This window comes from Actinomadura rugatobispora (assembly GCF_055379765.1).
Genome location: NZ_AP029191.1, coordinates 10938787 through 10960375, shown reverse-complemented (window position 1 = coordinate 10960375; position 21589 = coordinate 10938787). Strand labels below are relative to the sequence as shown.

Below are 21589 nucleotides of genomic sequence, written 5' to 3'. Positions count from 1 at the left end.
GCACCGGCCCTATCGGAGCCGTGTCGTTGGTGCAGTGACCCCCGAGGCCAGGCGTCGTCGTTCACGGCGGCCTCGGCGGCCAGGTCGGACCGGACGGTGTCGGGCACGTGTGCCGTCGGTCATCTGCCTGGCGATCGTGGTGAGCGTGTCGGCGCGGTCACCGGCCGGGTGTCGAAAGGACAGCAGCTCATGTAGGAGAACACACCGTGACGGCGCTCTCGCAGGGCTGCGGCGCGGACGCGAACGGTGGGCCGTCAGGCTTCAAAGGACCTTGAGAAACCGTTCGGCCAGGACGGACGCCGAGGCGGGGTTCTGCCCGGTGTACAGGTTGCGGTCGACGACGGTGTAGGGCTTCCAGGGTTCGCCCTTGGTGAAGTCGACGCCTAGGTCGACGAGTGCGTCCTCCAGCAGCCAGGGGGCCCTGGGGCCGAGATCGAGCGCGTTCTCCTCCTCGTTGGTGAAGGCGCTGACCCGGTAGCCGGCGAACGGCGACTCGCCGCGGACCCTGGTCGCCAGCATCGCGGCCGGTGCGTGGCAGACGATCGCCAGGGGCTTGCCGGAGGCCAGCGCCGCGGTCAGCAGCCGGCCGGCGTCGGCGTCGGCGGACAGATCCTCCATGGGGCCGTGCCCGCCCGGCAAGTAGACGGCGTCGTAGTCCTCCAGGCGGGCGTCCGCGAGCTTGATCGGCCGCCGCATCTCCTCCGCGGAGCGGATGGTCGCCTCCAGGTCCAGGGCGGTCTGCGCGTTGCCGGCCATCTCCGGCCGCAGGCTCATCATGTCCACGTTCGGGACGACTCCCCCGGGAGTGGCGACCTCGATCTGGTGGCCGGCCTGCGTGAGCGCCTTGTAAGGGGCCGCGAACTCTTCGGCCCAGTAGCCGGTGGCCCACCTGGTGCCGTCCTTGAGCGTCCAGTACGCCGTGCCGGTCATCACGAACAGCAGCTTCGCCATCGAAAAGCCCGCCTTCCTCTCGCATTGTCGCTTCAAGTCATACCTTGATTACTTGGAGTTATGTCTGTGCTGGCTGCGGGCGGGAGCTGGAGCGGCGGGATTGCGCCGCGACGGTGTTGGGGGCCGACATCGGCGGGCCGCGTATCGTCACCGATCCGACCTTCGACGACCCCGGCCCCCACGGCTACCTCGGCAAGACGCTCGGCCCGGCAGTGCCCGAGAACCGGCTGGGGCCGGTCGGCGTCGTGCTGGTCAGCCACGACGCGCATCCCGACAACCTCGACGCCGGGGACGCGCCTTCGCCCGGGCGCGTCTCTGGCGGTCCCGGCCGTGCACGGGCCCGAGGACGGCGAGCGTGACGCCGACAGCAACATCAACTGCGAGGTCACCGGGTTCGTCGTGTCCGGCCAGGACCTGCCCAGCGCGCCGTGGCAGCCCGCGTCACGGGCAAGTTCCGCAAGCGCCCGGTGTCGATGGTCGGCCGCGGGGCCGCGGCCGCCGTCACGGTGCTCGGGGTCAGTGTCGTCGTCCCGGCCCACTACGACGGATGGACGCATTTCCCCGAGGGACGAGCCGGGTTGGAGACCGCGTTCGACGAGGCCTGTCGTTCCGCGCTGCTCCGCCTGGCCGACCACGGAGCCTGGACGGCACTGCGCGACCGAAACCGCTCCAGCGGCGGCGTCGGCCACCGCGAGAACTTCTTCAGTTCACCCGGTGACGGCTCCGCCGCGAACGGCGTCGGTACGAGAAGTCGCGTCAGGTGGGTCACCAGATGAGGGTGGCGGCCAGGCCGAGGGCGGCGCAGGCGCCGAGGGTGCGCAGGACGCTCCAGCGGAGCAGGAAGATCATGGCGAGGGCGGCCAGGGTGATGGCCAGGGCGGTGGGCCGCCAGGTGGCGGGATCGGGTACCAGGAGGTGGACGGGGCCCCGGTCGGTGGTGCGGGTGTCGCGGAAGAGGGTGTGGGTGGCGAAGTAGACGGCGAGGTTGGCGATGACGCCGACGACGGCGGCGGTGATGCCGGTCAGGGCGGCGGAGATGGCGGCGTTGCCGCGCAGCCGTTCGACGTAGGGGGCGCCCAGGAAGATGAAGATGAAGCAGGGGACGAAGGTGACCCAGGTGGTCAGGAGCGCGCCGAGCAGGGCGGCGGCCCAGGGGTCCAGGTCGCCGGGGGCGCGGTAGGCGCCGACGAACGCCACGAACTGCACGACCATGATGAGCGGTCCGGGGGTGGTCTCGGCGAGGGCGAGGCCGCGGACCATCTCGCCGGGGTTGAGCCATCCGTAGGTGGTCACGGCCTGCTGGGCGACGTAGGACAGGACGGCGTAGGCGCCGCCGAAGGTGACCAGGGCGGTGCCGGAGAAGAACAGGCCCTGGTCGGTGAAGACGCTGCCGGTGCCGGTGAGGGCGGCGACGGCGGCCAGCGGCACTCCCCACAGAAGGAGCCCGGCGGCCAGCACCTTGGCCCCGCGGCGCAGGCCGGGCGGTTCGTGGTGCAGGGTGTCGTCGGAGATCAGCGGTTCGGGACCACCGTCGCCGTGCCGCGTCCCGGTGGTGAAGGCGTGCGGGCGCAGGCGTGCCAGCAGCCATCCGGCCGCCGCGGCGGCGGCGATGACGACCGGGAACGGCACGGCGAAGGCCGCGAGTGCGGCGAACGCGGTGACGGCCAGGGCGATCAGTGCGGGGTGGGTGAGGGAGCGGCGGCCGACCCGGATGACGGCTTGGGCGACGATGGCCAGGACGGCCGGGGCCAGCCCGGCGAACAGCCCGGTGACCACGGCGGCCGTCCCCCAGCCGACGTAGATCGCCGAGAGCGCGAGCAGGGCGAGCACGCCGGGCAGCACGAACAGGGTGCCGGCGACCAGGCCGCCGCGGGTGCCGTTGAGCAGCCAGCCGATGTAGACGGCCAGTTGCTGGGCCTCGGGGCCGGGTAGCAGCATGCAGTAGGACAGGGCGTGGTTGAAGCGCTGCTGGCCGATCCAGCGTTTCTCCTCGACGAGGGCGCGCTGCATGACCGCGATCTGCCCGGCGGGTCCGCCGAAGGTCTGCAGGGAGATGGCGAACCAGGTCCGCACCGCTTGGCGCAAGGGCACCACATCGCGTGGCGTATGGGCGTGCCGCGGATCGGCTGGGGCGGTGTCGGGCGTGTGTGCGGGCTCGGCGGCCTGGCGCTGGTCGGGGTCGGCTTGGGTCACGGGGGCTCCCTGGGGGAAGGTCAGGCGGGCTCGTGGCCGAGCAGCAGTTCGCGCCGGTAGAACTCGTACAGTCCGTCGAACAGCGGGCGGGTGAGGGCGAGGATGTTGTCGTCGTCAGCGACCATGGACAGGCCGCGCAGTGCGGTGTCCAGGCCTGGGGCTTCGGGGGCGTCGTAGCGTTCGTCGTCCAGGTCGGCCTCGTGGACGATCTCGGCGATCCGCCACAGCACCGGGTCGGTCAGCTCGTAGCGGCGAAGGATGGTCTCGAAGCTGCAGTCGCCGCCGTGGTGGCCCAGCTCCACTCCGCGCATGTCGAAGCCGGTGGCCTCGTCCGGCACTTGGGCGGGGTCGGCCACGAACACGAACTCGGCGCCGGTGTCGATCTCGCGGCGGATCAGCCAGGCGCAGGCGGCCCGGTCGATGTGGATCCCCTGGCGGGTGGCCCATTTCATGACGGTTCCTCGGTGATGGTGGTGCCGGGTGGCTGGGCGAGTCGTTCCACGGCGGTGCGTGCCTGGTCGCGTTCGGGCGGGGGGAAGTGGTCGCGGCGGGTGATGCGCCGCAGTTCGCCGCGCAGCCGCCGCAGGCTCGCGGCCCGTGCGGCAGCCGGGAGGTCGAGGGCGGCCAGGGCCTCGTCCCGCACGGTGCGGTACTCGGCGGCCCGCGCGTCCCGCATGGCGGAGGCGAGCTGGTTCTCCTGCGCCTGGGTGGTGGGCCGGGCCAGCCAGACCCCGGCGGTGCCGCCGGCGTCGGTGACGTCTTCGGCCACCCATTCCAGCTGCTCGCGGGTACGCGCGTCGGCCGGCAGCGCCACCAGGCCGTCTCCGAGCTGGGCCACGCCGAGCCGTTTCAGCTTGCGCCACACCGCGATCCGCGGCGCCGACGGCTCCCGCGGGACCCGGTAGGACAGCAGCACCCACGCGCCGGGGGGCTGCACCACATCGTTCACCGAGCGTCTCCAGAGGTATGACGACCAACGCCTTCTATGTAACCATGGTTACACCAACCTGGCGTGAACTGGGGAGAGGCGAGCATGAAGTCATCAGGGGTGTTCGTTCTCGACCGGTCGGCGTCCGGCGGGCCCGTGCCGGCCGGTGTGTCGGCGCGGATCCCGCTGGGGAAGTGCACCGCGGTGGTGGGGACGAGCGCCGCAGGGAAGACGACCCTGCTCCGCCCGCTCAACCGGCTGGAGGAACCATCCGAGGGGCGAGTGTCGCTGGACGGCGTGTCCCTGCACGAGACCTGGGCGGCCTTCTGCCGTTCGACAACGGCGCGTTCGACGACGTGGTCGCGTCGGTGAGCCACCCTTTCACGGCCTACGCGCACAGGGATCCCCAGCCCGACCACCATGCGACCACCAGTTACACCTTCGACTGGGCCTTCAATGGGCAGTCGGTCCCGGTGAGGTTGTGGCGCAGGCCGTTTCAGGGGAGCGGCCGGAATACGCCAGAAAGGGATCACGGCCTGACGGTTGATCGTTAGGGTGATCGGGGTCGGGTTGGCGGCGGTCCTGGGGGTTGCGGGTGACCTCGATCGATCGGACCGCGTATCCGCAGTTTGCGCGGGTGTTGTCGGCCCGAGAGTTGGCGGAGGCGTTCACGCCGACCGGGGCCGAGGTGGAGTGGGCGCGGTCGTGCACCGATGATGAGCATCATCTGCTGGCGCTGGTGGTGTGGCTGAAGTCCTACCAGCGGTTGGGGTACTTCCCGAAGCTGGCGGAGGTCCCGGCGGCGGTGGCGGCGCATGTCCGTGGGGTGCTGGGGCTGGCCGGCGATGAGGTGGGATTGCGGCAGGCGGCTTCGGCGTCGGCCAAGCGGCACCGCGCGCTGGTGCGCAAACGGCTGGGGGTGTCCTACGAGGCGGCCCGGGTCCGGCAGGTGGCCGAGGCCACGATCCGCAAGGCGGTGCAGTCCAAGGACAACCCGGCCGATCTGATCAACGTGGCGTTGGAGGAGTTGGTCCGCGCGCGGTGCGAGTTGCCGGGCTACACCACCTTGGACGCGCTGGCCGCCTCGATCCGCGCCGAGGTCAACACCGGGTTCTTCGGGTTGGTCGCCGGGCGGCTGGACCGGACGGCCAGGGCGCGGCTGGCGCGGTTGCTGGTGGTGGATCCGGCGAGTCGGCGCAGCGAGTTCGACCGGTTGAAGGACGTGGCCAAGGCGGCGTCGCTAGGCAAGTTCAAGCAGCGTTTGGCGCTGCTGGCCGACCTGGATGCGATCGGCCCGACCGGGGTCTGGCTGGAGGGTGTGCCGGCGGGGAAGGTCGCGCACTTCGCCGGGGAGGCGCGGGTCACCGACGCCTCCGACATGCGCAAGGTCGGCACCGACAAGCAGTTGACGTTGCTGGCCGGTTTCGTGCATACGGTCGCGACCGAGGTCCGCGACGACGTGGTGACGATGTTCTGCAAGCGGATCGCGGCGATCCACAAGCGGGGCCGTGACCACCTGGAGGCGCTGCGCGAGGCGCACCGCGCCGAGTCCGAGCGGCTGCTGGGAGTGTTCGGCGAGGTGCTGGCAGCGGCCCGGGAGGCGAGCTCTGACGCAGCGCCGCCGGACGGCGCGGTGCCGGACGCTGCGAGGTCGGGTGCGGGGGGCGACGAGCGGCAGGCCGCCGAGCACGCGGGCCGGCTGGTGCTCAAGACGCTGGAGCAGGCGGGTGGGGTGGAGGCGTTGACGGCCGCGCACGAGGCGGTGTCGGCGCATCATGGCAACAACTACTTCCCGCTGCTGGAACAGCATTACCGCTCGCACCGCTCGGCGCTGTTCACCCTGGTGGAGGCGGTGGAGCTGGAGGCCACCAGCGCTGATCGCAGTGTGCTGGACGCGGTGGAGTTCCTGACCGCGCTGCGCAGCGCCAAGGCCGCGCTGGTGCCCGAGCAGATCGTGGTGCAACGGCAGGGCCCGGGCGGGGAGCCGGTGTCGGTGACGTTGTCGATCGACGTCGACGCCTTCACCTCGCTGCAATGGCGCAAGACCGTCCGGGACCCGGCGCGGCCCGGCATGCTGGTGCGCCGCCATCTGGAGGTGTGCGTGTTCTCCTACCTGGCGGCCGAGCTGCGCTCGGGCGACATCGCAGTGGCCGGGTCGGACTCCTACGCCAACCTGCACGACCAGCTGATGTCGTGGGAGGAGTGTCGGCCGCTGGTGCCCGCGTTCTGCGCGCAGGCCGGGATCCCGACCGAGGCGGCCGCGCTGACCCGGCACTACCGCGACGAGCTCGCCGCCGTCGCCGCGGCGGTGGACGCCGGCTATCCAGGCAACACCGATCTGCTGCTGGAGGGCGGCCGTCCGGTGCTGCGCCGCCGCAAGGGCGCCGAGCGGCGCCCCTCGGCGCAGGAACTGGAGGCGGCGATCCACGAGCGGCTGCCGCAGCGGGCGTTGCTGGACATCCTCACCCGCACCGCCTACCTGCTGAAATGGCACCGCCACTTCGGGCCCGCGTCCGGCTCGGACCCCAAGATCCGGGGAGACGTGATGGGCCGGTACGTGCTGACCGCGTTCGCGCACGGCACCCTGCTCGGGCCGACCCAGGTCGCCGCGCATATGCGCGGCACGGTGAGCGTGCACGAACTGTCGCTGGCGGGCAACAAGCACACCACCGCGACCAAGATCGACGCGGCGTCGGTCGATGTCATCGACCACTTCAACCGGCTGGACGTCGCGTCGGTATGGGGTGACGGGAAGTCGGCGGCGGCCGACGGCACCCAGATCGACACCTGGGAGGACAACCTGCTGGCCGAGACCTCCATCCGGTACGGCGGGTACGGCGGGATCGCCTACCGGCATGTCTCCAACACCTACATCGCGTTGTTCTCCCACTTCATCCCGTGCGGGGTGTGGGAGGCGGTCTACATCATCGAGGGGCTGCTGAAGAACGCCTCACAGATCCAGCCCGACACCGTCCACGCCGACACCCAAGGCCAGTCGCTGCCGGTCTTCGGTCTCGGCGCCCTTTTGGGCTTCGACCTTTTGCCGCGCATCCGCAACTGGCACGACCTGGTGTTCTTCCGTCCCGGCCCGACGGTCCGCTACAGCCACATCGACTCGCTGTTCGGCGAGGCGGCGGTGGACTGGAAGCTGATCGAGACGCACTGGAGCGACCTGCTGCGCACCGCGATCTCCATCCGGGAGAACAAGCTGTCGTCGGTGACGCTGCTGCGTCGGCTGGGCAACCACTCGCGCAAGAACCGCCTGTACCGGGCCTTCCGCGAGCTGGGCCGCGCGATCCGCACCATCACGCTGCTGCGCTACCTGTCCGAGCCGGAGCTGCGCGAGCAGATCACCGCGATCACCAACCGGACCGAGGCCTTCCACGGGTTCGCCGACTGGCTGATGTTCGGCGGCAAGCTCATCGGCCACAACGACCCCGACCACCAGGAGAAGGTGGTGAAGTTCAACGAGCTGATCGCCAACTGCGTCATCTACTCCAACGCCTGCGACATCACCGACGCCGCCAACGCCCTGGCCGCCGAGGGCCACCCGGTCGACACCGACGACCTGGCCACCGTCTCGCCCTACATCACCCACACCATCCGCCGGTTCGGCAACTGGACCCTCAACCTCACCCCGCCCGACCAGACCCCCACCACCCGGCTGGACCTGGAACCCCGCGTGCTGTTCGGTACACCGCCCGCCTGACACCCGGCCCGGCGCTGTTCCGTAAGGGATCCTCTACCGGAACACCGGCCAGCCGGGATGGAGCCCCAGGTCGAGGTGTTCCGTAAGAGTGTTCCGCGAACTGTCCCGGTGACGGGGGGCTATCCGGAACACTTGAGCGCGTGAACGCCGTGAACGCCCCGACGCCCGGCGCGGCCCCCGGCGTCGTCCGGGTCGGGTACGCCCGCTGCTCCACCGACGAGCAGGACGTCGTCGTCCAGACCGAGCAGCTGCTCGCGCTCGGCGTCCCGGCCGATCGGATCTACATCGACCGGGGCTTCTCCGGTACTACCCGCCGCAACCGCGGCGGCCTGGACCAGGCCCTCGCGGCGGTGTGGCCGGCCAGCGTGTTCACCGTGACCAAGTTCGACCGGTTCGCTCGCAACATGGGCGAGGCCAACCAGATCCTCACCGACCTGTCCGACCGGGAGGTGCTGTTCGGGCTGGGGGGATCGGTCTACGACTGGAACGACCCGTTCGGCCGGCTGTTCCTGCAGACCCTGGCGATGGTGGCGGAGTTCGAGGCGAACCTGGGCCACCTGCGCACCCGCGAGGGCATGGCGCTGGCCAAGAGGAACGGCAAGCTCAAAGGCAAGCAGCCCAAACTGCCCGAGTCCGCGCGGCGTTCCATCCGCCGCCGCTACGCAGAGGGCGAGGTGTCGCTGGCCGACCTGGCCACCGAGTACAGCGTCGGGCGGTCCACCATCCACCGCATCATCCATGGCCAGGAAACACCCAGCTAAGCGACGGTCTCATCCCCTGCTTGCGGCTCGTCGTAGCTGGAGGAGTTCGGGCCTCTTCGAGGACCGGGGTTCCGACGCGCCTCGTCGCGGGTTGGTGTTCCCGGCGGCGGGGCGCCGCCGGGAACACCGCTGCGCTGACGAGGGTGGAGGGCTGACTTGGGTTCAGGTGGGCGGGGTGTTCCAGTCCTGCTGCGCCGCCCACTGCTGGAGGGTGGTGGTGGTCAGGCCGTAGCGGGCGGCGTGGTGGGGGCGTGCGGGGTAGCCGACGAGATCGTTCCAGACATTGCTGTACGCCGAGGGCGCGCCGAGGCGCTGCTCCTGCTCCTGCGGGGTGATGTGGACGGCGGTGATCTCGCGGCCGAAGGCCTTGGAGAGGGTGTCGGCGATCTGGGCGTGGGTCAGCGCGTCGCCGGCGAGATCGATCTCGGCCTGATGGAACTTGGCGGGGTCGGCCACGGCGGCGGCGACGGCTGGTCCGAAGTCGTGCGCGCAGGTGAGCGCCAGCACGGTCTGCGGGCTCGTGGCGGTGAACAGCTTGCCCTCGGCCAGGCCGGGGAACTGTGTGTCCCGCTTGGGCGGGAGGAAGTTGTCCATGTAGAAGGCGGGCTTGAAGATGGTCCACCGGTCGATGCCCGACTGCCGGATCGCCTCTTCGGCGGCCTCCTTCTCGTCCCAGTAGGCCTTCATCACCGGGTCGGTCACCTCGACGTCGGGGTACCGGCTGCGCCACCCGGTCGCCGACACGGAGGTGTGGATGATCTGGGCGACGCCGGCGCGCTTGGCCGCGGTGGCGATGTTGGCCGCCTGGCGCCGCTCGGCGCCGGGATCGGCCGGGTCGACGCCCGCCATCTGCATGGAGAAGACCACGTCGTGCCCGGCGCTGGCGGCGTCCAGGGACGCGGTGTCGTCCATGTGCCCGGTCGCCAGGGCGACGCCCTGCCCGGCGAGCGCCCGGGCGGCGGCCGACGAGGGGTTGCGCACGAACGCGGTCACGGGGTGACCCGCGCGCAGCAGCGCCCGGACGGCCGCGCCGCCCTGCATCCCTGTCGCCCCAGTGACCAGCACTTTCGCCTTGTCGTTGGGTGTCACAGCACGCCCTGCTTTCGATTGATCGTGTTCTTTCCGGCACGCGGGCACGAACACCCGCCAACTAGAGACTACTCGGTATCGAGTCATGGTCGTATCGGGTTGACGGTCTGCTGGGTGCAAGGCTGGCCGGTGACCGGCCGGAAGGGTTTCAAGCGGTGGCGGTGCCGCCGACCAGGGGCAGCAGCACCTGGTCCACCAGGCGGGCTATCCCCTCGACGTCGAGGAGCTCACCGAGCAGGTCCTCCTGCCAGACCAGCACCCCGACGGCCGCGGCGATCTCCAGCCTGCCCGGCGCCAACAGACGCGCCACCCTCTCCGCGGTGATCTCGCCGCGCTTTTCAGCGCGGTACAGGCAGGCGGCGATCCCCTCGCGCTGCCCGGCGATGTACCGCTCGCGCAGGGTGTCGGTGATCTGAGGGTGCGAGCCGGCGACGCCGGCCAGCACAGCCGAGAAGCGACGCCCCTGGGGGTGCAGGCACGCCGAACTGTGGGTCAGCGTGGCGATGAGGTCCTCGCGCAGCGTCCCGGCCATCGCCCCGGCCGGGACGGCGGGGAGCATGAGGCTTTCCAAGGCGTCGGCGACCAGATCCTCGCGCGAGGCCCAGCGACGATAGACCGTGGCCTTGGCCACCCCCGCGCGCGCGGCCACCGCACCCATGGTGAGATCCCCGTACCCGCTCTCGACGATCAGGTCCAGCACCGCGTCGATGATGCGGGCGTCCCGCGCCTCATCACGGGCAGGCCCGAAGGCTCCACTGGGACGCTGACGCCCAGCGGGGCGGGTCGACCTGGTCATGTACACGACGGTATCCCCTGCCATCGGGCCCTTTCGCCCTGTCCACGGGAAGCCGCGGGGCGGGCCATCGCAGCGTCTGCATATGCAGGTTCGACGGCTACTTCGCCCTGGTCGTAGCTGTAGGAGTTCTCACCAACCAGCTATAACGCGACCTGACGATCCCTTTCTGGCGTATTCCGGCTGTCCCCCGACATGAGACACGCATCCGGACCTGGTCGGACTTGGCCACCCGTATCAACCAAATCAACGATGGGAGCGCCCGATGACCCGCACGCAGACCACCGAACCGCCCACCGGCTGGCCGCTTACCGCCGCGGCGGTCTTCCGGGCGCTCTCCGCGTTCCAGACGACCGCGGACGACCTCGGCTCGCTGAACTCCCTCGAGGACGAGTCCTACAAGCTGCGCCGCTCGGAGCTGGTCCGGCTGCTGGAGGCGCTCGATCAGTCCCGGGCCGTGCACGTCGAGATCCTGTCCAGCCTTGAGGGGGTTCGGGACTGGGTGCCCGGCGGCGAGGAGACCTTGTACGAGGCGGTCAACGCGATGCGGGTCGCTGGTGAGTCGCTCCACGAGCTCCTGCGCGACTTGGCCCCTGACCAGAGAGCCTGAGAGGAACTGATGAGCACCGAACAGACCAGCCCACCAACCGGGAAGAAGAGCGCCCGGACGGTGCTGCAGCCTGAACAGATCCGTGCCCTGGAGGCCCGCGCCGCTCGGGCCCGTCCCGATGAGCCGGTCGCCACGGGTCGCGAGGTCCAAGGGGGGCAGCCAAGGTAAGCCGGAAAGGGGCAACGAGCAGGCTGGCCGGGTGGTTGGGGGTCCAGCCCACATAAGCCCAAAACCCGCATTGGGATGATCTTGAAAGCTGCGGGATGCGTTCGACCTCGAACTCGCCGGGATCGACTTCGACGTCCTGCAGGAGGCGGCGTAACCCCGCGCCCTGGACCTGGTTGCCTGACGACTACGGCCGGGCGGGCGGGGACGATCTCGGGCGGCGGGCAACGGCCGTGCCGGTCAGCTCCCCGCCGGGTGCACCAGCAGCACCGGGCCGGCCGGGCCGGGCCGATGTCGTCATCGCCGGTCGGTGGTGATGGTGTCGGGCTGCCACCAGGTGAAGGCGTGGGTGTACCAGGTGGTGGTGCCGTTGCGTGCGGGTCGGTGTCCATAGGTGAGGGCGATGATGCCGCGGCCGCTCTGGCCGGTGGGTGTCTGATCGCCGGGTCCGGGCCGGCCGGGGGTGGTGCTCTGAATTTCACCCAGCAGCAGCCGGTCGGCTGCGCGCAGTTCCAGGCGCAGATCGATCGGGCCGGGGTCTCGCGCGGCGGTGCGGGCGCAGAGTTCTTGGATCAGTGCGGCGACCTGGTGGGTGAGGGCGTCGGCGGCCGGGCCCAGTCCCCACCGCTTGAGGGTGGTGTGGATCGCGTGGCGGGCGTGGGCGGCGGCCGGTCGTCCGCTGGGCAGTCGCCATCGGCCGGCGGGCGGCGCCGGTGGTGTGGGCCCGTCGGCGTGGTCGTGGCGGGACACGGTGGTCACGGAAGCCTCCCATCACGGGCAGGTCCGCCGCGAGTGCTTGCTCGGTCGGCGGCGCCGGGCCGGGTCGGGTTGCGTTGCCGGTCTGATGCCCGGCGTTCAGGTGCTCATGCGGCCGGTTCGGCCTGGGCCTGCGGGCTGGAGTGCGGGCTGGGGGTAGAGGTTGGGGTGGAGGGTGAGACTGCGGTCCAGGCCGGTGATGCGCAGCAGCTTGGCGATCTGGGGTCGGGGGTTGGCCAGGTGCAGGGTGATGCCGAGTCCGGTGGCGCGGCGTTGGGTGCCGATGAGCACGGCCAGGCCGGTGGCGTCGCAGAACGACACCTCGCCCAGATCGATGATCAGCAGGCGGGCGCTGTGGTGCAGGGTGGCGAGCAGATGCTCACGCAGCGCCGGGGCGGAGGCGATGTCGAGGTCGCCGTGCAGGGCGACGATGGTGTGGCCGGGGCGCCCGTGGGTGGGCAGGCTCGTCTTGGCCGCGGCCTGGGAGCGGCGCACGGCGGTGAACCCGGCGTGTCCGGCGTACCAGCTGGACGCGGTGGATGCGGTGGTGCTGGAGGTGATGATGGTCATGGCGATCTCCGATCGCAGGTGGGCGGGCCCCGGCCGTGCCGGCCGGGGTGGCGGGCGGGTCACTGTGCCGCTCACCGCGGCGCCGGGTGTTCGCGTAGTCGGCCGCCCTCGGTTTCCCACGCGCTGTGGGATGCGGTCTGGGTCCCGGCCGGGTTGCGCGCACTGGCCGGTGCGGTGGGCATGGTGAGCGCGGCCAGCAGGCCGGGGGTGCGCAGATGGTTGGCGGTGAGGGCGGCCAGTTCCATGGCCGCGTAGGCCTCCGCGTGGCCGGTGAGTGCCGGGACGGTGAGCAGGTCGACGCGCCGGCCGTCGGCGTAGATCGCGGTGAGCAGCCCGGCGGGCAGGGTGTCGAACCAGCTCAGGCGCACCATCCGGGCGCCGTCTGAGCCGTCGACGCGCAGCTTGCGGGGATGGCTGTCCCAGTCGGACGCCCGCAGCATGATGTGGGTGATGGGCCGATGATCGTCGGGCGGGCCGTGGGCTTGCAGGGCCAGGGCCAGCCCGGGCAGTTCGGCGGCCGGGTCGGCCGAGCGGGGCCACCAGCCGCCGTCCAGCAGCGTCTGGGGCGAGCCCGAAGGAGGCGGCGGCCGCAGGCACAGCCGCGGTGTCGAGGGCGGCGGAAGACCGATCGTTGTTCCTCGTTCAGTCAGGGTCCACATGGGGTCATCGCCCCTTTCCCCCGAGCCGCGGTGGCGGCCCGGGGACAGAAGGTGATCGCGATGGGTCAGCCGGATGGTCAGTGGTGTCCCCGCAGATGCGGGGCGAGGCGGCGTAGCCGGGTGATCCAGGCGGTCCCGGTCACCAGCGTGACCAGGATCGCGCCGGCCACCACGGTCGTCAGCGCCATGACCAGTGCCATCAACAGGCCGGCCTGTACCAGGTACACGATGAACACGATCACCGCGGCCAGCGCGATCACAGCGGGCCAGACCTGGTTCATCCGGGAAGCCGACCTGGCCGGGGTCACCCCGGGTCGGCCGGGTCGACGAGCACGATTCGAGATCGGCATGAACATCCCCCTTGTCGGGGTGAGCCGGTGTGGCGGTTCAGCCTCAGGATGGGGATGTCGTCGTTGCCGGATATCTCTGACTCTACACGCTGCAACTTCCGATACCTAGAAATATCTGAAGTAATATCCGGGTATGGCTTCCGATACTTCGCCCCTGGCCGGTTCCCAGCCCCCACCATCGGCTTCCGCTACTTCGCGGCGCCTGCCCGGCGGGGCGACCCCGCAGGCCCAGCAGCAGCGTGAGGAGCGGCGTGAGCGGCGGCGCGGCGCCCGGCCGACCCCGCTTCCCCAAGCCCTGCAGGCGGTGTTCGCCGCCTACGAACGCGACCTCGCCCAGCCGGGCGGGCCACTGGACGCCGACACCGTCCGCGTCTACGCCTCCCGGGTCCGCCAGTACCTGGCCTGGCTGGCCGCCGCTCTGGCCGACGGGACGGTCGCCGGTGACCCGCTCACCGATCCCGGCGCCCGCGACCGGGCCGCCCGCGGCTACCGCACCCACCTGCAGACGGTGCTCAAGCGCAAACCCGCCACCATCAACGCGCACCTGACCGCGGTCGATGACTTCTACCGCCGCCGCGGCCTGGGCCCGGCCGCCGCCGAACGCGCCGACGTCCCCCCGGCCGCCCCCCGCGCCCTGGACGAACGCGACCAGCTCCGGCTGCTGCGCGAGGCCGGCCGCGCCCCGCTGCGCGACAAGGCGATCGCCTTCACCGCCTTCTACGCCGGCACCCGGATCAGCGAGACCACCAACCTCGACACCGGCGATGTCCGCCTGCCGGCCCGCAACGGGCAGCTGATCGTCCGCCACGGCAAGAACGGCAGATACCGCGAGGTGCCGCTGCACCCCAGGCTCCGCACCGTGCTGGAGGAATGGCTCCGCGAACGGGCCGGCTGGAGGGGCGCCGACACCGAACCCGCACTGTTCCTCAACCGTCGCGGCGGCCGCCTGTCGACCCGCTCGGCGCACACCGCGCTGCGCGCCATCGCCGACGCGGCCGGCCTGCCCCTGGGCCGCGACGGCGCCTTCACCCCGCGCGTCCTGCGGCACACCGCCGGCACCGTCATGACCCGCCAGGGCACCGACATCGTCATCGTCGCCGAACTCCTCGGCCACACCCTCGAAACCGCCCGCCGCTACGGTCTGCCGACCCACCACGACCGCCAGAAGGCCATCGAACGACTCACCACCGACGAATAACCCGACCGACCACACCCCACGCCCCCGGCCCCTCTCCCCGCCCAACCTGACAACCCACAAGATCATCCCAATGTGGGTTTTGGGCTTATGTGGGCTGGACCCCATTGGGGGCCGGGGACTTGGGGAACGGCGGTGGTTCGGGAATGGGGTCGCGAGGGCTGTCTCGTCCCGGTGAATCTGTCGGAAGGCTGGTGCGGCGGCCCGCTCCGACTGCCACGCTGGACCTATCGCCCGTTGAACAGGAGTCCGCCGATGGCCGGACGACGTCGCCCTCCGGAACCAGCCGTGCTCTCCGCCACGGCGCTGCAGCAGATCCCGGCCGTGTTCGCGGCCGCCCCGCCGCTGGAGGACGCCCCCGGCCGCGAAGTCCTGTACGTCTCGATGCCGATCACGCTCCGCGCCGGCGGCAGCGAGTGGCACGACGGGCCCCAGAGCCGAACTGCCCGCGCGGGTCTGCGTGACGACAAGCGGGACGAGTTCATCGCGCACATCGAAGCGGGCCGCCTCGTAGAGGCCGTGCACATGGTCTTCAACGACTACTGGCCCGACCCCGAAACAGCCGATATCGAAGGTATCCACAGCATCACCTGGTGACCGGCTCGGCCGTCCGCGCGTTCATCAAACGACCGTTAAACGAACGCGACGAACGCCCCGCAAGGCCCACACTCGACACCCGCCACCCCAGACCGTCACTCCGACCTGGCCGCTACCGGCCGTTCCGACCTGCGGATCAGTCCTACCCAGGTTGAACGCGTAGGGTCCGACGTTCACCAGCGGAGCGACGTACGGCGACACCCGCAGGTCTGGATCGTCGAGGGGGCGTCCGGTATCGACTTGGTTCTGGCCAGTCGTGCATGAAGGCGGGGTGGGACAGATGGATGCTGTGGCGTCGGTCTTGTTTGCGGGATGTTGCAGAATGCACGCGACCTGCGCATCAGGTTGTCGCCGACCAGGCCGTGTCCGTCGACTTCGAGGAGGATGGTGCGGGCGTCGATGCCGTGCTGGCGGGATTGGCCTCGGGTGGCGGGGAGTCGGAGCAGACGTCAGGGTGGCCGAGGGCAAGGGGTTCGATCTGGACGGGGCGGTCCCGACGGCGGACACGATCAAGGGGTCTGGTCGTCGTGGTGACGATCAAGTCCATGACCCGTGCCTTCTGCTGGGGATGACGGGGTGAACCCACGACCCCATACGCGCGGCGATCGCCTCTCGCGCGTGGGAAGTGCGCGGCAGGGACTCCTTGAGTTCGTTCCAGTGGCTCGGTAACACTCCGGTCGGTCTCGACACGTAGGGGGTGTCCGCCTCCAGAGTGAAGGAGATCGCCGATGTGCCGCCAAAGACACCGGGCCGCAGATGGCTGACCGCGAGACCGCCTTCGAGATGATGTACGCCGCGGCGTATGAGCCGATCCTGGGGTATGCGCTGCGCCGCTGCTCGTCTCCGGAGGACGCCGCCGACGTCGTCGCGGAGACCTTCACCGTCGCCTGGCGCCGCTTTGAGGAGATACCGTCCGGCGACCGGGCACGGCTGTGGCTGTACGGCGTCGCCCGCCGTGTCCTGGCCAACCACCGTCGTTCGCAGGAACGGCATCGGCTACGGATCACGAGCCTGCGCGACGAGATCGCCACGGCGGCCGTCGATCCCACCGACACCGCCGCGATCTCCCAGGCGTTCGGCCGCCTGTCCGAGAGCGACCGCGAAGTGCTGAGCCTGGTCGCCTGGGAGGGGCTGGACCACACCGGCCTGGCCATGGTGCTGGGCTGCTCGACCGCAGCCGCGCGCGTCCGGCTGCACCGCGCGCGCAAGCGTCTGTCCCGCGCACTGCGCTCGGCGGGTGTCGAATACCGGCCCGTGACCCGCCCCATGAAGAACGGAGCTCGCTGACATGAAGCCTCACCCCACCGACGACCTGGTTCGTGCGATGGCCCGCGTCGACGACGCCTCCCTGGCCGGGTACGCCGGCCGGCCCGCCGCGCGCGCTCTGCTGAACGACGTCATGACCGTCCCCGAACCGCCGGCCGTGTCGGCCCGCCGTTTCCGGCTGCCCGGCCTGCGGCTCGCGGTGGCCGCCGCGGCGGCGCTCGCGATCACGGCGGGGGTCGGCGTCGCCGGCCAGATCGGCGGCGACGCCGTGCCGCCCGGACCGGTCCTGCCCGAGATCCGGCTGGCATCGGCCGCCGAGACGGGCCGGGTGCTCGACCGCGCCGCCGCGGCCGCCGAGAGCCGCCCGGTCACCGCCCCCAAGGCCCAGCAGTGGGTCTACACCAAGATGCGGCTGACCACCGGAGCCAAACCGGCCGGGGCGGTCGCCGGCGGCCCCTATCGGACCGACGAATGGGAGCTCTGGCGGCGAGCCGACGGCAAGCAGTTCGCCGCGTACAAGAACGGCGAGATCGAGGTCAACCACGAGATGGTCTCGTCGGTCATCGCAGCCAGGTACAACCCCATCCCCACCGATCCCGCAGCGCTGCTGCGCAAGGTCGGCGGCGACCGGCCAAAGGGCCGCGAGATGGCCTACCTGACGCTCATCACGCTGCTCCGGGACAACGTCTACCCGCCGGCGACGGAGGCGACGATCTTCCGTGCCATCAAGCTGATCCCGGGCGTGACCCTCCTCAAGGACAGGGCCGATGCGGCCGGCCGTCCGGCCCTGGCCCTCGGCCTGACGACGGGCTGGGTGCGCGAGGAAGTGCTGCTCGATCCCCGGACCTACAGCTACCTCGGCGAACGTGCCATCGCCATCAAGGACCGCACGCTGCGGTCAGAGGGCGAACCCGCCCTCCAGATACCGAAGGGAACCCTGCAGCGCCTCATGGTCCGCGTCACCACCAAGATCGTGGACAAGCCCGGCCAGCGTTCCTGACCTCGCCCGGACAGGGCCCGGCGAGCCGACCCGCATACCGCTCGCCGCGCCCTGTCCGGCATCACCCGTGGGTGAGTGCCCCCGGCGCCGGGCGGTCGGGCAGGTCACCACAACTGGTCGTCTTCGCCGCCCCGCCCCTGAAGCACCTGGTCCACATGTCAAACGCAAACTGAAGAAGATCCGGTACCGGCCCGGCCATCGACCCCTGGTGAACATCGGACCCTACACGTTCAACCTGGTTAGCGTTACTACCGGTCAGTAGAGTTCCGTACCCCCGGATCCACGACGAGACCAACCGAGGCGTGTGGGGCCATCTCGACCTGCACACCGGCGAGCACGTCCCGGTCCGCCGCGACGCCGACGAACAGGAACGGTTCCGGCACCGGCTCCACCGCATCAACCCCCAGCACGTCGCGGCCTAGGAGTCGGCCTGCTCAGGGCGTCGGCTGCCCGGAGGCAAGGGTCGCGGGTCCTCGCGGCCCCTTTCTGCCGTATTCCGGCCGTCCCCCTTTCACGCGATGACCGATGCCTTCACCGGCGCCGGCTTCCGCCTCGCCGCCATCAGCGAGCCGCAGCCCGACCCGGCCGCCCGTGAGCTGTTCCCGGACGGCTTCCAGGACCTTTCGACCAATACCAACCCCCTGTTCTTCGTCGTCGAGGTCCCGCCGTCGGCTAACGGCTCGGGCTGCCAGCCCTCGCGGATGATGAGCGGAGCGAGTCGGCGCCTGGCCCCAGTACTGTCGCGTCGTATGACCGACTCCGAGATCGAGATCACCGCGGATCTGGTCCATGAGTTGCTGCAGGAGCAGCATCCAGACCTTGCGGGGCTGGCCATGCGCGAGGTGGCGGGCGGTTGGGACAACCAGCAGTGGCGCCTCGGGGAGGAGTTGGCCGTGCGCATGCCGCGTACAGAGCATGCCCCGGACCTGCAGCGCAAGGAGCGCCGGTGGTTGCCCGTCCTGGCCCCGCGCCTGCCGCTCCCGGTCCCGAACCCGGTACGGACTGGTGAGCCGTCCGCGCGTTTCCCAAAGCCCTGGACCGTCATGACGTGGGTTCCCGGCGAGCCACTGGACCACGCCTCGATCAGCCGCGGCGACCACGCGGCCGACACTCTGGCGGGTTTCCTCAGGGCGCTGCACGTGGAGGCGCCCGCCGAGGCGCCGATCAGTTCGGACCGCGGCGCTCACCCCAGCAAGTACACGGAGGGCTTCGACCACTTCTTCCACGCCGTCGTCCCCGACGGCATCGCCGACGATGTCCGGGACGTCTGGGATGACGCCGTCGCGGCGCCAGAGTGGAAGGGCCCACCGGTCTGGGTGCACGGTGACCTCCATCCCGCCAATGTCATCGTCTCGGACGGGACACTCTCAGGCGTGATCGACTTCGGTGACATGTGCGCCGGCGACCCGGCCTGGGACCTCGCGGCCGCATGGGTGATCCTTCCCGCCGGCGCCGCCTCACGCTTCTTCGACGTGTACGCGCACGCCGACGAGGCGACGATCCGGCGCGCCCGCGGGCTGGCCGCTCTGAAAAGCCTGATCCTCATGCTGATAGGCCAGAACGGAGACCGAGGCATTCCCGGCGGCAAGCCGACATGGGGACCCGCAGGCCGCGCAGCACTCGATCGCGTTCTGAGAGGCGCTCTGCCGTAGGCACGCAGTGACGCTGTTACCTGGTGGCCTCAGTCAGCTGAGCAGGGAGAACCGCACGCTGAGCAGCGCTTCGATCCGCTGCAGGGGCTTCGTCGAAGGGGAGCGGGCCCAGGTCGGACGGCCGACCGGTGTCGAGTCCTTGGCGGTCAGCCGGATCGCGTAGGCGTTCTCTTCGCCGACTTCCAGATCAGCTCTTGCCGGATGCGGGCGAGTTCGGGGTCGGTGTCCGCGGGCTTGCGTCACCACTCGCTCGCCGTCGCGGGCGAGGTCGCCGCCGGGCCCCTCGGCACCAGGCTGACGCTCACCGCCCTGGCCGTCTTCGAACTGGAAGCGCATGTGCTCGTCCCGGCCGGGGAATGGTGGTGGCCATCGCGATGCAGGCCACCGCCCTCACCCTGGTCCGGCTACGTGACGATGCGGCCGCCTCCCGGCTCGCCGTGGAGGCGCGGCTCAGTCTCGGGCTGAGCGCGCGCGTGGCGTTCGCCCCCACACCGTCGGGGCCCTGCGCACCGCGCTGATCCTGGAGGGCGTCGACCCGGTGACGGCGACCCGCTACCAGATCGTGGTGATGTACATGCTGCTCGCCGCCGGGGCGCTGGCGGCCTTCACCGCCGCCCGCCCCGTCCTCTTCGACGACACCCAACGCCTGTGCGACCTCACCAAGGCCCTGCCCTGACCTGCACATAGTGTTTGTGGACACCACGATCCTCACCTGCGCTGCCATTATCGGCGCCGGGGTCACGGAGTTCGCAGGCGCCGGTCGGTGCGGTTGAGGTGCTTGCGGCCGAACGGCGATAGCAGCGGGCGGCGGTTAGCCTCCGGCGCGCAGGTGGTCCAGGGGCCGGTCGATCGGGCCTGAACGTGAACCGGCCGCTCGGGCCGTCGGACCAACGGGTCAGGCGGGTTGGGGGTTGCCAGGGCGGCAGTGCCGGCAGGGGCGGTAACCGGCGGCCTGGGCGGCGGCCAGGGTGGCGAAGCCGCGCCGGTGCTCGGCGGTGATGCGGCGGGCGTCGGCGCAGGTGGGGAAGCACACGATGCCGGTGGTGTCGCTGCCCAGGTACTGCACGCCCCGGCGGGCCAGGGCGGCCAGCTGGTCCAGGTCGACGTCCTCGGCGCGCAGCAGGTGTTCCTTGGCCTGGGCGCCGAACACGTACTGCCCGATCGTCCCGTCGGAACGGGTGACGCGGTGGCAGGGGATCAGCAGCGGCACCGGGTTGCGGCCCAGGGCCGATCCGGCGGCCCGGACGGCCTTGGGGTTGCCCGCCTGCCGCGCGACCCAGGCGTAGGGGCGGGTCTGGCCGCGGGGGATGGTGGCGGTGGCGCGCAGCACGGCGGCCTCGAAGTCGCTGAGGCCGCGCAGGTCCAGGCGCAGCCCGCCCGGCCGCCCGGTGCGCAAAGCGGGCACCAGGCCGGCGGGCGGGCGGTCGGCGGGCAGCAGGGGACGGGCGAAGCGGCGGCGGAAGGCCTCGGCGAACGCGCGCTCGTCCAGCCCGGCGCGCAGGAACGCCACGCCCTGGTCGGTGAAGGCCACCTGCAGGTCGCGGTGGGGGCCCTCCAGCGGTCCGGGCACGTGCACGCGGCGCGCGGCGACGCGGTCCAGCAGGGTGGGCGGGGCGTCGGCGGCCAGCGCGGCCAGGGCCGCCTCCAGACCGTCGGCGGCGTGCGGGTCGTGGTGGGTCATGGGGTGCCCCCTTGCCAAGAGCCGAGCGGGTGGAGCGCGCGGAGCCTGGACAGGCCCCGGGAGATGTGCGACTTGACGGTGCCCTCGGGCAGGTCCAGCACGGCGGCGATCTCGGTGACGGGCAGGTCGGCGACGTGCCGCAGCACCACGGCGGCGCGCTGGGCGGGGCTGAGCCGGGCCAGCAGCCCGGCCAGTTCCCGGCCGGTCTCGTGCCGGGCGGCGGCGGCCTCCACGCCCTCGGCCGGGTCGGCGGGATCGGCGGCCTCCTCCAGCGGGGAGGTCGCGGGCCTGCGCGCCGCGGTGCGCAGGCTGTTGCGCCACAGGTTCATCAGGATCGTCAGCAGCCAGGCGCGGGGACGCAGCTCGGCCAGCCGCTGCGGGGCGTACCCGCACAGGGCGCGGTAGGCGCGCAGGAACGTCTCGGCGGCCAGGTCCTCGGCCTCGGCCCACCGCCCGCACAGGCGCAGCGCGGTGGAGAACACGGTGCCGCGGTAGGCCTGGTAGAGGGCGGCGAATCCGGTGTCCAGGTCCTCGCCCAGCGCCGCGACGACGCGCGCGGCCGCCGCCTCGGCCGCAGCGGCTTGGCCGGCCGGTCCGGCGGCGGGTTGGAGCTGTTCGTCCGTTACCGTCACCTCCCTGTCAACACCGCGGCGTGCGGCTGCGT

The 21589-nt window shown here is 71.2% G+C and carries 26 protein-coding genes; 13 read left to right on the top strand and 13 right to left on the bottom strand.

Features of this window, described 5'->3' with window-relative positions:
• Positions 1 to 261: 261 nt before the first annotated feature.
• Positions 262 to 951: a type 1 glutamine amidotransferase domain-containing protein gene (locus ACZ466_RS49070; RefSeq protein WP_378283151.1), complete on the bottom strand. Its 690-nt coding sequence runs from the start codon at positions 949 to 951 to the stop codon at positions 262 to 264.
• Between the two features lie 113 nt (positions 952 to 1064).
• Here ACZ466_RS49070 and ACZ466_RS49065 point away from each other — a divergent pair, with 113 nt between their 5' ends.
• Together ACZ466_RS49065 and ACZ466_RS49060 are read left to right on the top strand one after the other, a co-directional pair.
• Entirely contained in the window at positions 1065 to 1310 is a 246-nt protein-coding gene (locus tag ACZ466_RS49065) for an MBL fold metallo-hydrolase (RefSeq protein WP_378283152.1), read from the top strand.
• Positions 1311 to 1379: 69 nt separating this feature from the next.
• The gene (locus ACZ466_RS49060) at positions 1380 to 1727 is read left to right on the top strand and encodes a hypothetical protein (protein WP_378283153.1); all 348 of its coding nucleotides are present in this window, start codon (positions 1380 to 1382) and stop codon (positions 1725 to 1727) included.
• Here ACZ466_RS49060 and chrA read toward each other — a convergent pair.
• From chrA to ACZ466_RS49045, 3 genes are read right to left on the bottom strand one after another with little or no spacing between them, the layout of a single operon-like run.
• Complete coding sequence (gene chrA, locus ACZ466_RS49055) at positions 1717 to 3144, bottom strand: chromate efflux transporter (RefSeq protein ID WP_378283154.1); 1428 nt, start codon at positions 3142 to 3144, stop codon at positions 1717 to 1719. The genes ACZ466_RS49060 and chrA overlap by 11 nt on opposite strands.
• A gap of 20 nt (positions 3145 to 3164) precedes the next feature.
• A complete protein-coding gene (locus tag ACZ466_RS49050; protein WP_378283155.1) occupies positions 3165 to 3596 on the bottom strand; it encodes a chromate resistance protein ChrB domain-containing protein in 432 nt (143 codons plus the stop codon).
• Positions 3593 to 4093: a Chromate resistance protein ChrB gene (locus ACZ466_RS49045; protein ID WP_378283156.1), complete on the bottom strand. Its 501-nt coding sequence runs from the start codon at positions 4091 to 4093 to the stop codon at positions 3593 to 3595. The genes ACZ466_RS49050 and ACZ466_RS49045 overlap by 4 nt, the downstream gene beginning before the upstream one ends.
• Before the next feature lie 84 nt (positions 4094 to 4177).
• On the opposite strand from ACZ466_RS49045, the gene ACZ466_RS49040 reads away from it, so the two are divergent.
• From ACZ466_RS49040 to ACZ466_RS49030, 3 genes are all read left to right on the top strand, one after another.
• Positions 4178 to 4444: an ATP-binding cassette domain-containing protein gene (locus ACZ466_RS49040; protein WP_378283157.1), complete on the top strand. Its 267-nt coding sequence runs from the start codon at positions 4178 to 4180 to the stop codon at positions 4442 to 4444.
• A gap of 223 nt (positions 4445 to 4667) precedes the next feature.
• The gene (locus ACZ466_RS49035; protein ID WP_378283158.1) at positions 4668 to 7781 is read left to right on the top strand and encodes a Tn3 family transposase; all 3114 of its coding nucleotides are present in this window, start codon (positions 4668 to 4670) and stop codon (positions 7779 to 7781) included.
• A gap of 140 nt (positions 7782 to 7921) precedes the next feature.
• Positions 7922 to 8542: a recombinase family protein gene (locus tag ACZ466_RS49030; protein WP_378283159.1), complete on the top strand. Its 621-nt coding sequence runs from the start codon at positions 7922 to 7924 to the stop codon at positions 8540 to 8542.
• A gap of 162 nt (positions 8543 to 8704) precedes the next feature.
• On the opposite strand, the gene ACZ466_RS49025 is transcribed toward ACZ466_RS49030, so the two are convergent.
• Positions 8705 to 9631: an NmrA family NAD(P)-binding protein gene (locus tag ACZ466_RS49025; RefSeq protein ID WP_378283160.1), complete on the bottom strand. Its 927-nt coding sequence runs from the start codon at positions 9629 to 9631 to the stop codon at positions 8705 to 8707.
• 148 nt (positions 9632 to 9779) lie between these two features.
• Positions 9780 to 10427: a TetR-like C-terminal domain-containing protein gene (locus ACZ466_RS49020; protein ID WP_378283161.1), complete on the bottom strand. Its 648-nt coding sequence runs from the start codon at positions 10425 to 10427 to the stop codon at positions 9780 to 9782.
• Positions 10428 to 10689: 262 nt separating this feature from the next.
• Between ACZ466_RS49020 and ACZ466_RS49015 the strand changes: the two genes are divergently transcribed.
• Positions 10690 to 11034 carry a hypothetical protein gene (locus tag ACZ466_RS49015; protein WP_378283162.1) on the top strand — a complete coding sequence of 115 codons (345 nt, stop codon included), beginning with the start codon at positions 10690 to 10692 and terminating at the stop codon, positions 11032 to 11034.
• Between the two features lie 462 nt (positions 11035 to 11496).
• On the opposite strand, the gene ACZ466_RS49010 is transcribed toward ACZ466_RS49015, so the two are convergent.
• The 4 genes from ACZ466_RS49010 to ACZ466_RS48995 all read right to left on the bottom strand — a co-directional run bounded on the left by ACZ466_RS49010 (position 11497) and on the right by ACZ466_RS48995 (position 13465).
• Positions 11497 to 11958, bottom strand: coding sequence for a hypothetical protein (locus ACZ466_RS49010; RefSeq protein WP_378283163.1), 462 nt, complete (start codon positions 11956 to 11958; stop codon positions 11497 to 11499).
• Positions 11959 to 12054: 96 nt separating this feature from the next.
• Positions 12055 to 12525 (bottom strand): STAS domain-containing protein, encoded by a 471-nt coding sequence (locus ACZ466_RS49005; protein ID WP_378283164.1) that lies wholly within the window; start codon positions 12523 to 12525, stop codon positions 12055 to 12057.
• 71 nt (positions 12526 to 12596) lie between these two features.
• Complete coding sequence (locus ACZ466_RS49000; RefSeq protein WP_378283165.1) at positions 12597 to 13184, bottom strand: DUF5994 family protein; 588 nt, start codon at positions 13182 to 13184, stop codon at positions 12597 to 12599.
• A 77-nt stretch (positions 13185 to 13261) separates the two neighbouring features.
• A complete protein-coding gene (locus ACZ466_RS48995; RefSeq protein WP_378283166.1) occupies positions 13262 to 13465 on the bottom strand; it encodes a hypothetical protein in 204 nt (67 codons plus the stop codon).
• A 202-nt stretch (positions 13466 to 13667) separates the two neighbouring features.
• Here ACZ466_RS48995 and ACZ466_RS48990 point away from each other — a divergent pair, with 202 nt between their 5' ends.
• From ACZ466_RS48990 to ACZ466_RS48970, 5 genes are all read left to right on the top strand, one after another.
• Positions 13668 to 14732, top strand: coding sequence for a tyrosine-type recombinase/integrase (locus ACZ466_RS48990; protein ID WP_378283167.1), 1065 nt, complete (start codon positions 13668 to 13670; stop codon positions 14730 to 14732).
• Positions 14733 to 14984: 252 nt separating this feature from the next.
• Positions 14985 to 15326: a hypothetical protein gene (locus ACZ466_RS48985; protein ID WP_378283168.1), complete on the top strand. Its 342-nt coding sequence runs from the start codon at positions 14985 to 14987 to the stop codon at positions 15324 to 15326.
• A gap of 756 nt (positions 15327 to 16082) precedes the next feature.
• Positions 16083 to 16613, top strand: coding sequence for an RNA polymerase sigma factor (locus ACZ466_RS48980; RefSeq protein ID WP_378283169.1), 531 nt, complete (start codon positions 16083 to 16085; stop codon positions 16611 to 16613).
• Between the two features lies 1 nt (position 16614).
• The gene (locus ACZ466_RS48975; protein ID WP_378283170.1) at positions 16615 to 17592 is read left to right on the top strand and encodes a CU044_5270 family protein; all 978 of its coding nucleotides are present in this window, start codon (positions 16615 to 16617) and stop codon (positions 17590 to 17592) included.
• Positions 17593 to 18341: 749 nt separating this feature from the next.
• On the top strand, positions 18342 to 19244 hold the full coding sequence (locus tag ACZ466_RS48970; RefSeq protein WP_378283270.1) for an aminoglycoside phosphotransferase family protein: 903 nt from the start codon (positions 18342 to 18344) through the stop codon (positions 19242 to 19244).
• 33 nt (positions 19245 to 19277) lie between these two features.
• Here ACZ466_RS48970 and ACZ466_RS48965 read toward each other — a convergent pair whose 3' ends face one another.
• On the bottom strand, positions 19278 to 19580 hold the full coding sequence (locus ACZ466_RS48965) for a hypothetical protein (RefSeq protein ID WP_378283171.1): 303 nt from the start codon (positions 19578 to 19580) through the stop codon (positions 19278 to 19280).
• A 20-nt stretch (positions 19581 to 19600) separates the two neighbouring features.
• On the opposite strand from ACZ466_RS48965, the gene ACZ466_RS48960 reads away from it, so the two are divergent.
• Together ACZ466_RS48960 and ACZ466_RS48955 are read left to right on the top strand one after the other, a co-directional pair.
• Entirely contained in the window at positions 19601 to 19762 is a 162-nt protein-coding gene (locus tag ACZ466_RS48960; protein WP_464042068.1) for an ABC transporter permease, read from the top strand.
• A 20-nt stretch (positions 19763 to 19782) separates the two neighbouring features.
• Complete coding sequence (locus tag ACZ466_RS48955; RefSeq protein WP_378283173.1) at positions 19783 to 19920, top strand: hypothetical protein; 138 nt, start codon at positions 19783 to 19785, stop codon at positions 19918 to 19920.
• A 219-nt stretch (positions 19921 to 20139) separates the two neighbouring features.
• Here ACZ466_RS48955 and ACZ466_RS48950 read toward each other — a convergent pair whose 3' ends face one another.
• A complete protein-coding gene (locus ACZ466_RS48950) occupies positions 20140 to 20925 on the bottom strand; it encodes a methylated-DNA--[protein]-cysteine S-methyltransferase (RefSeq protein ID WP_378283174.1) in 786 nt (261 codons plus the stop codon).
• Complete coding sequence (locus tag ACZ466_RS48945; RefSeq protein ID WP_378283175.1) at positions 20922 to 21557, bottom strand: RNA polymerase sigma factor; 636 nt, start codon at positions 21555 to 21557, stop codon at positions 20922 to 20924. Before ACZ466_RS48945 ends, ACZ466_RS48950 begins: the two co-directional genes overlap by 4 nt.
• Positions 21558 to 21589 lie beyond the last annotated feature (32 nt).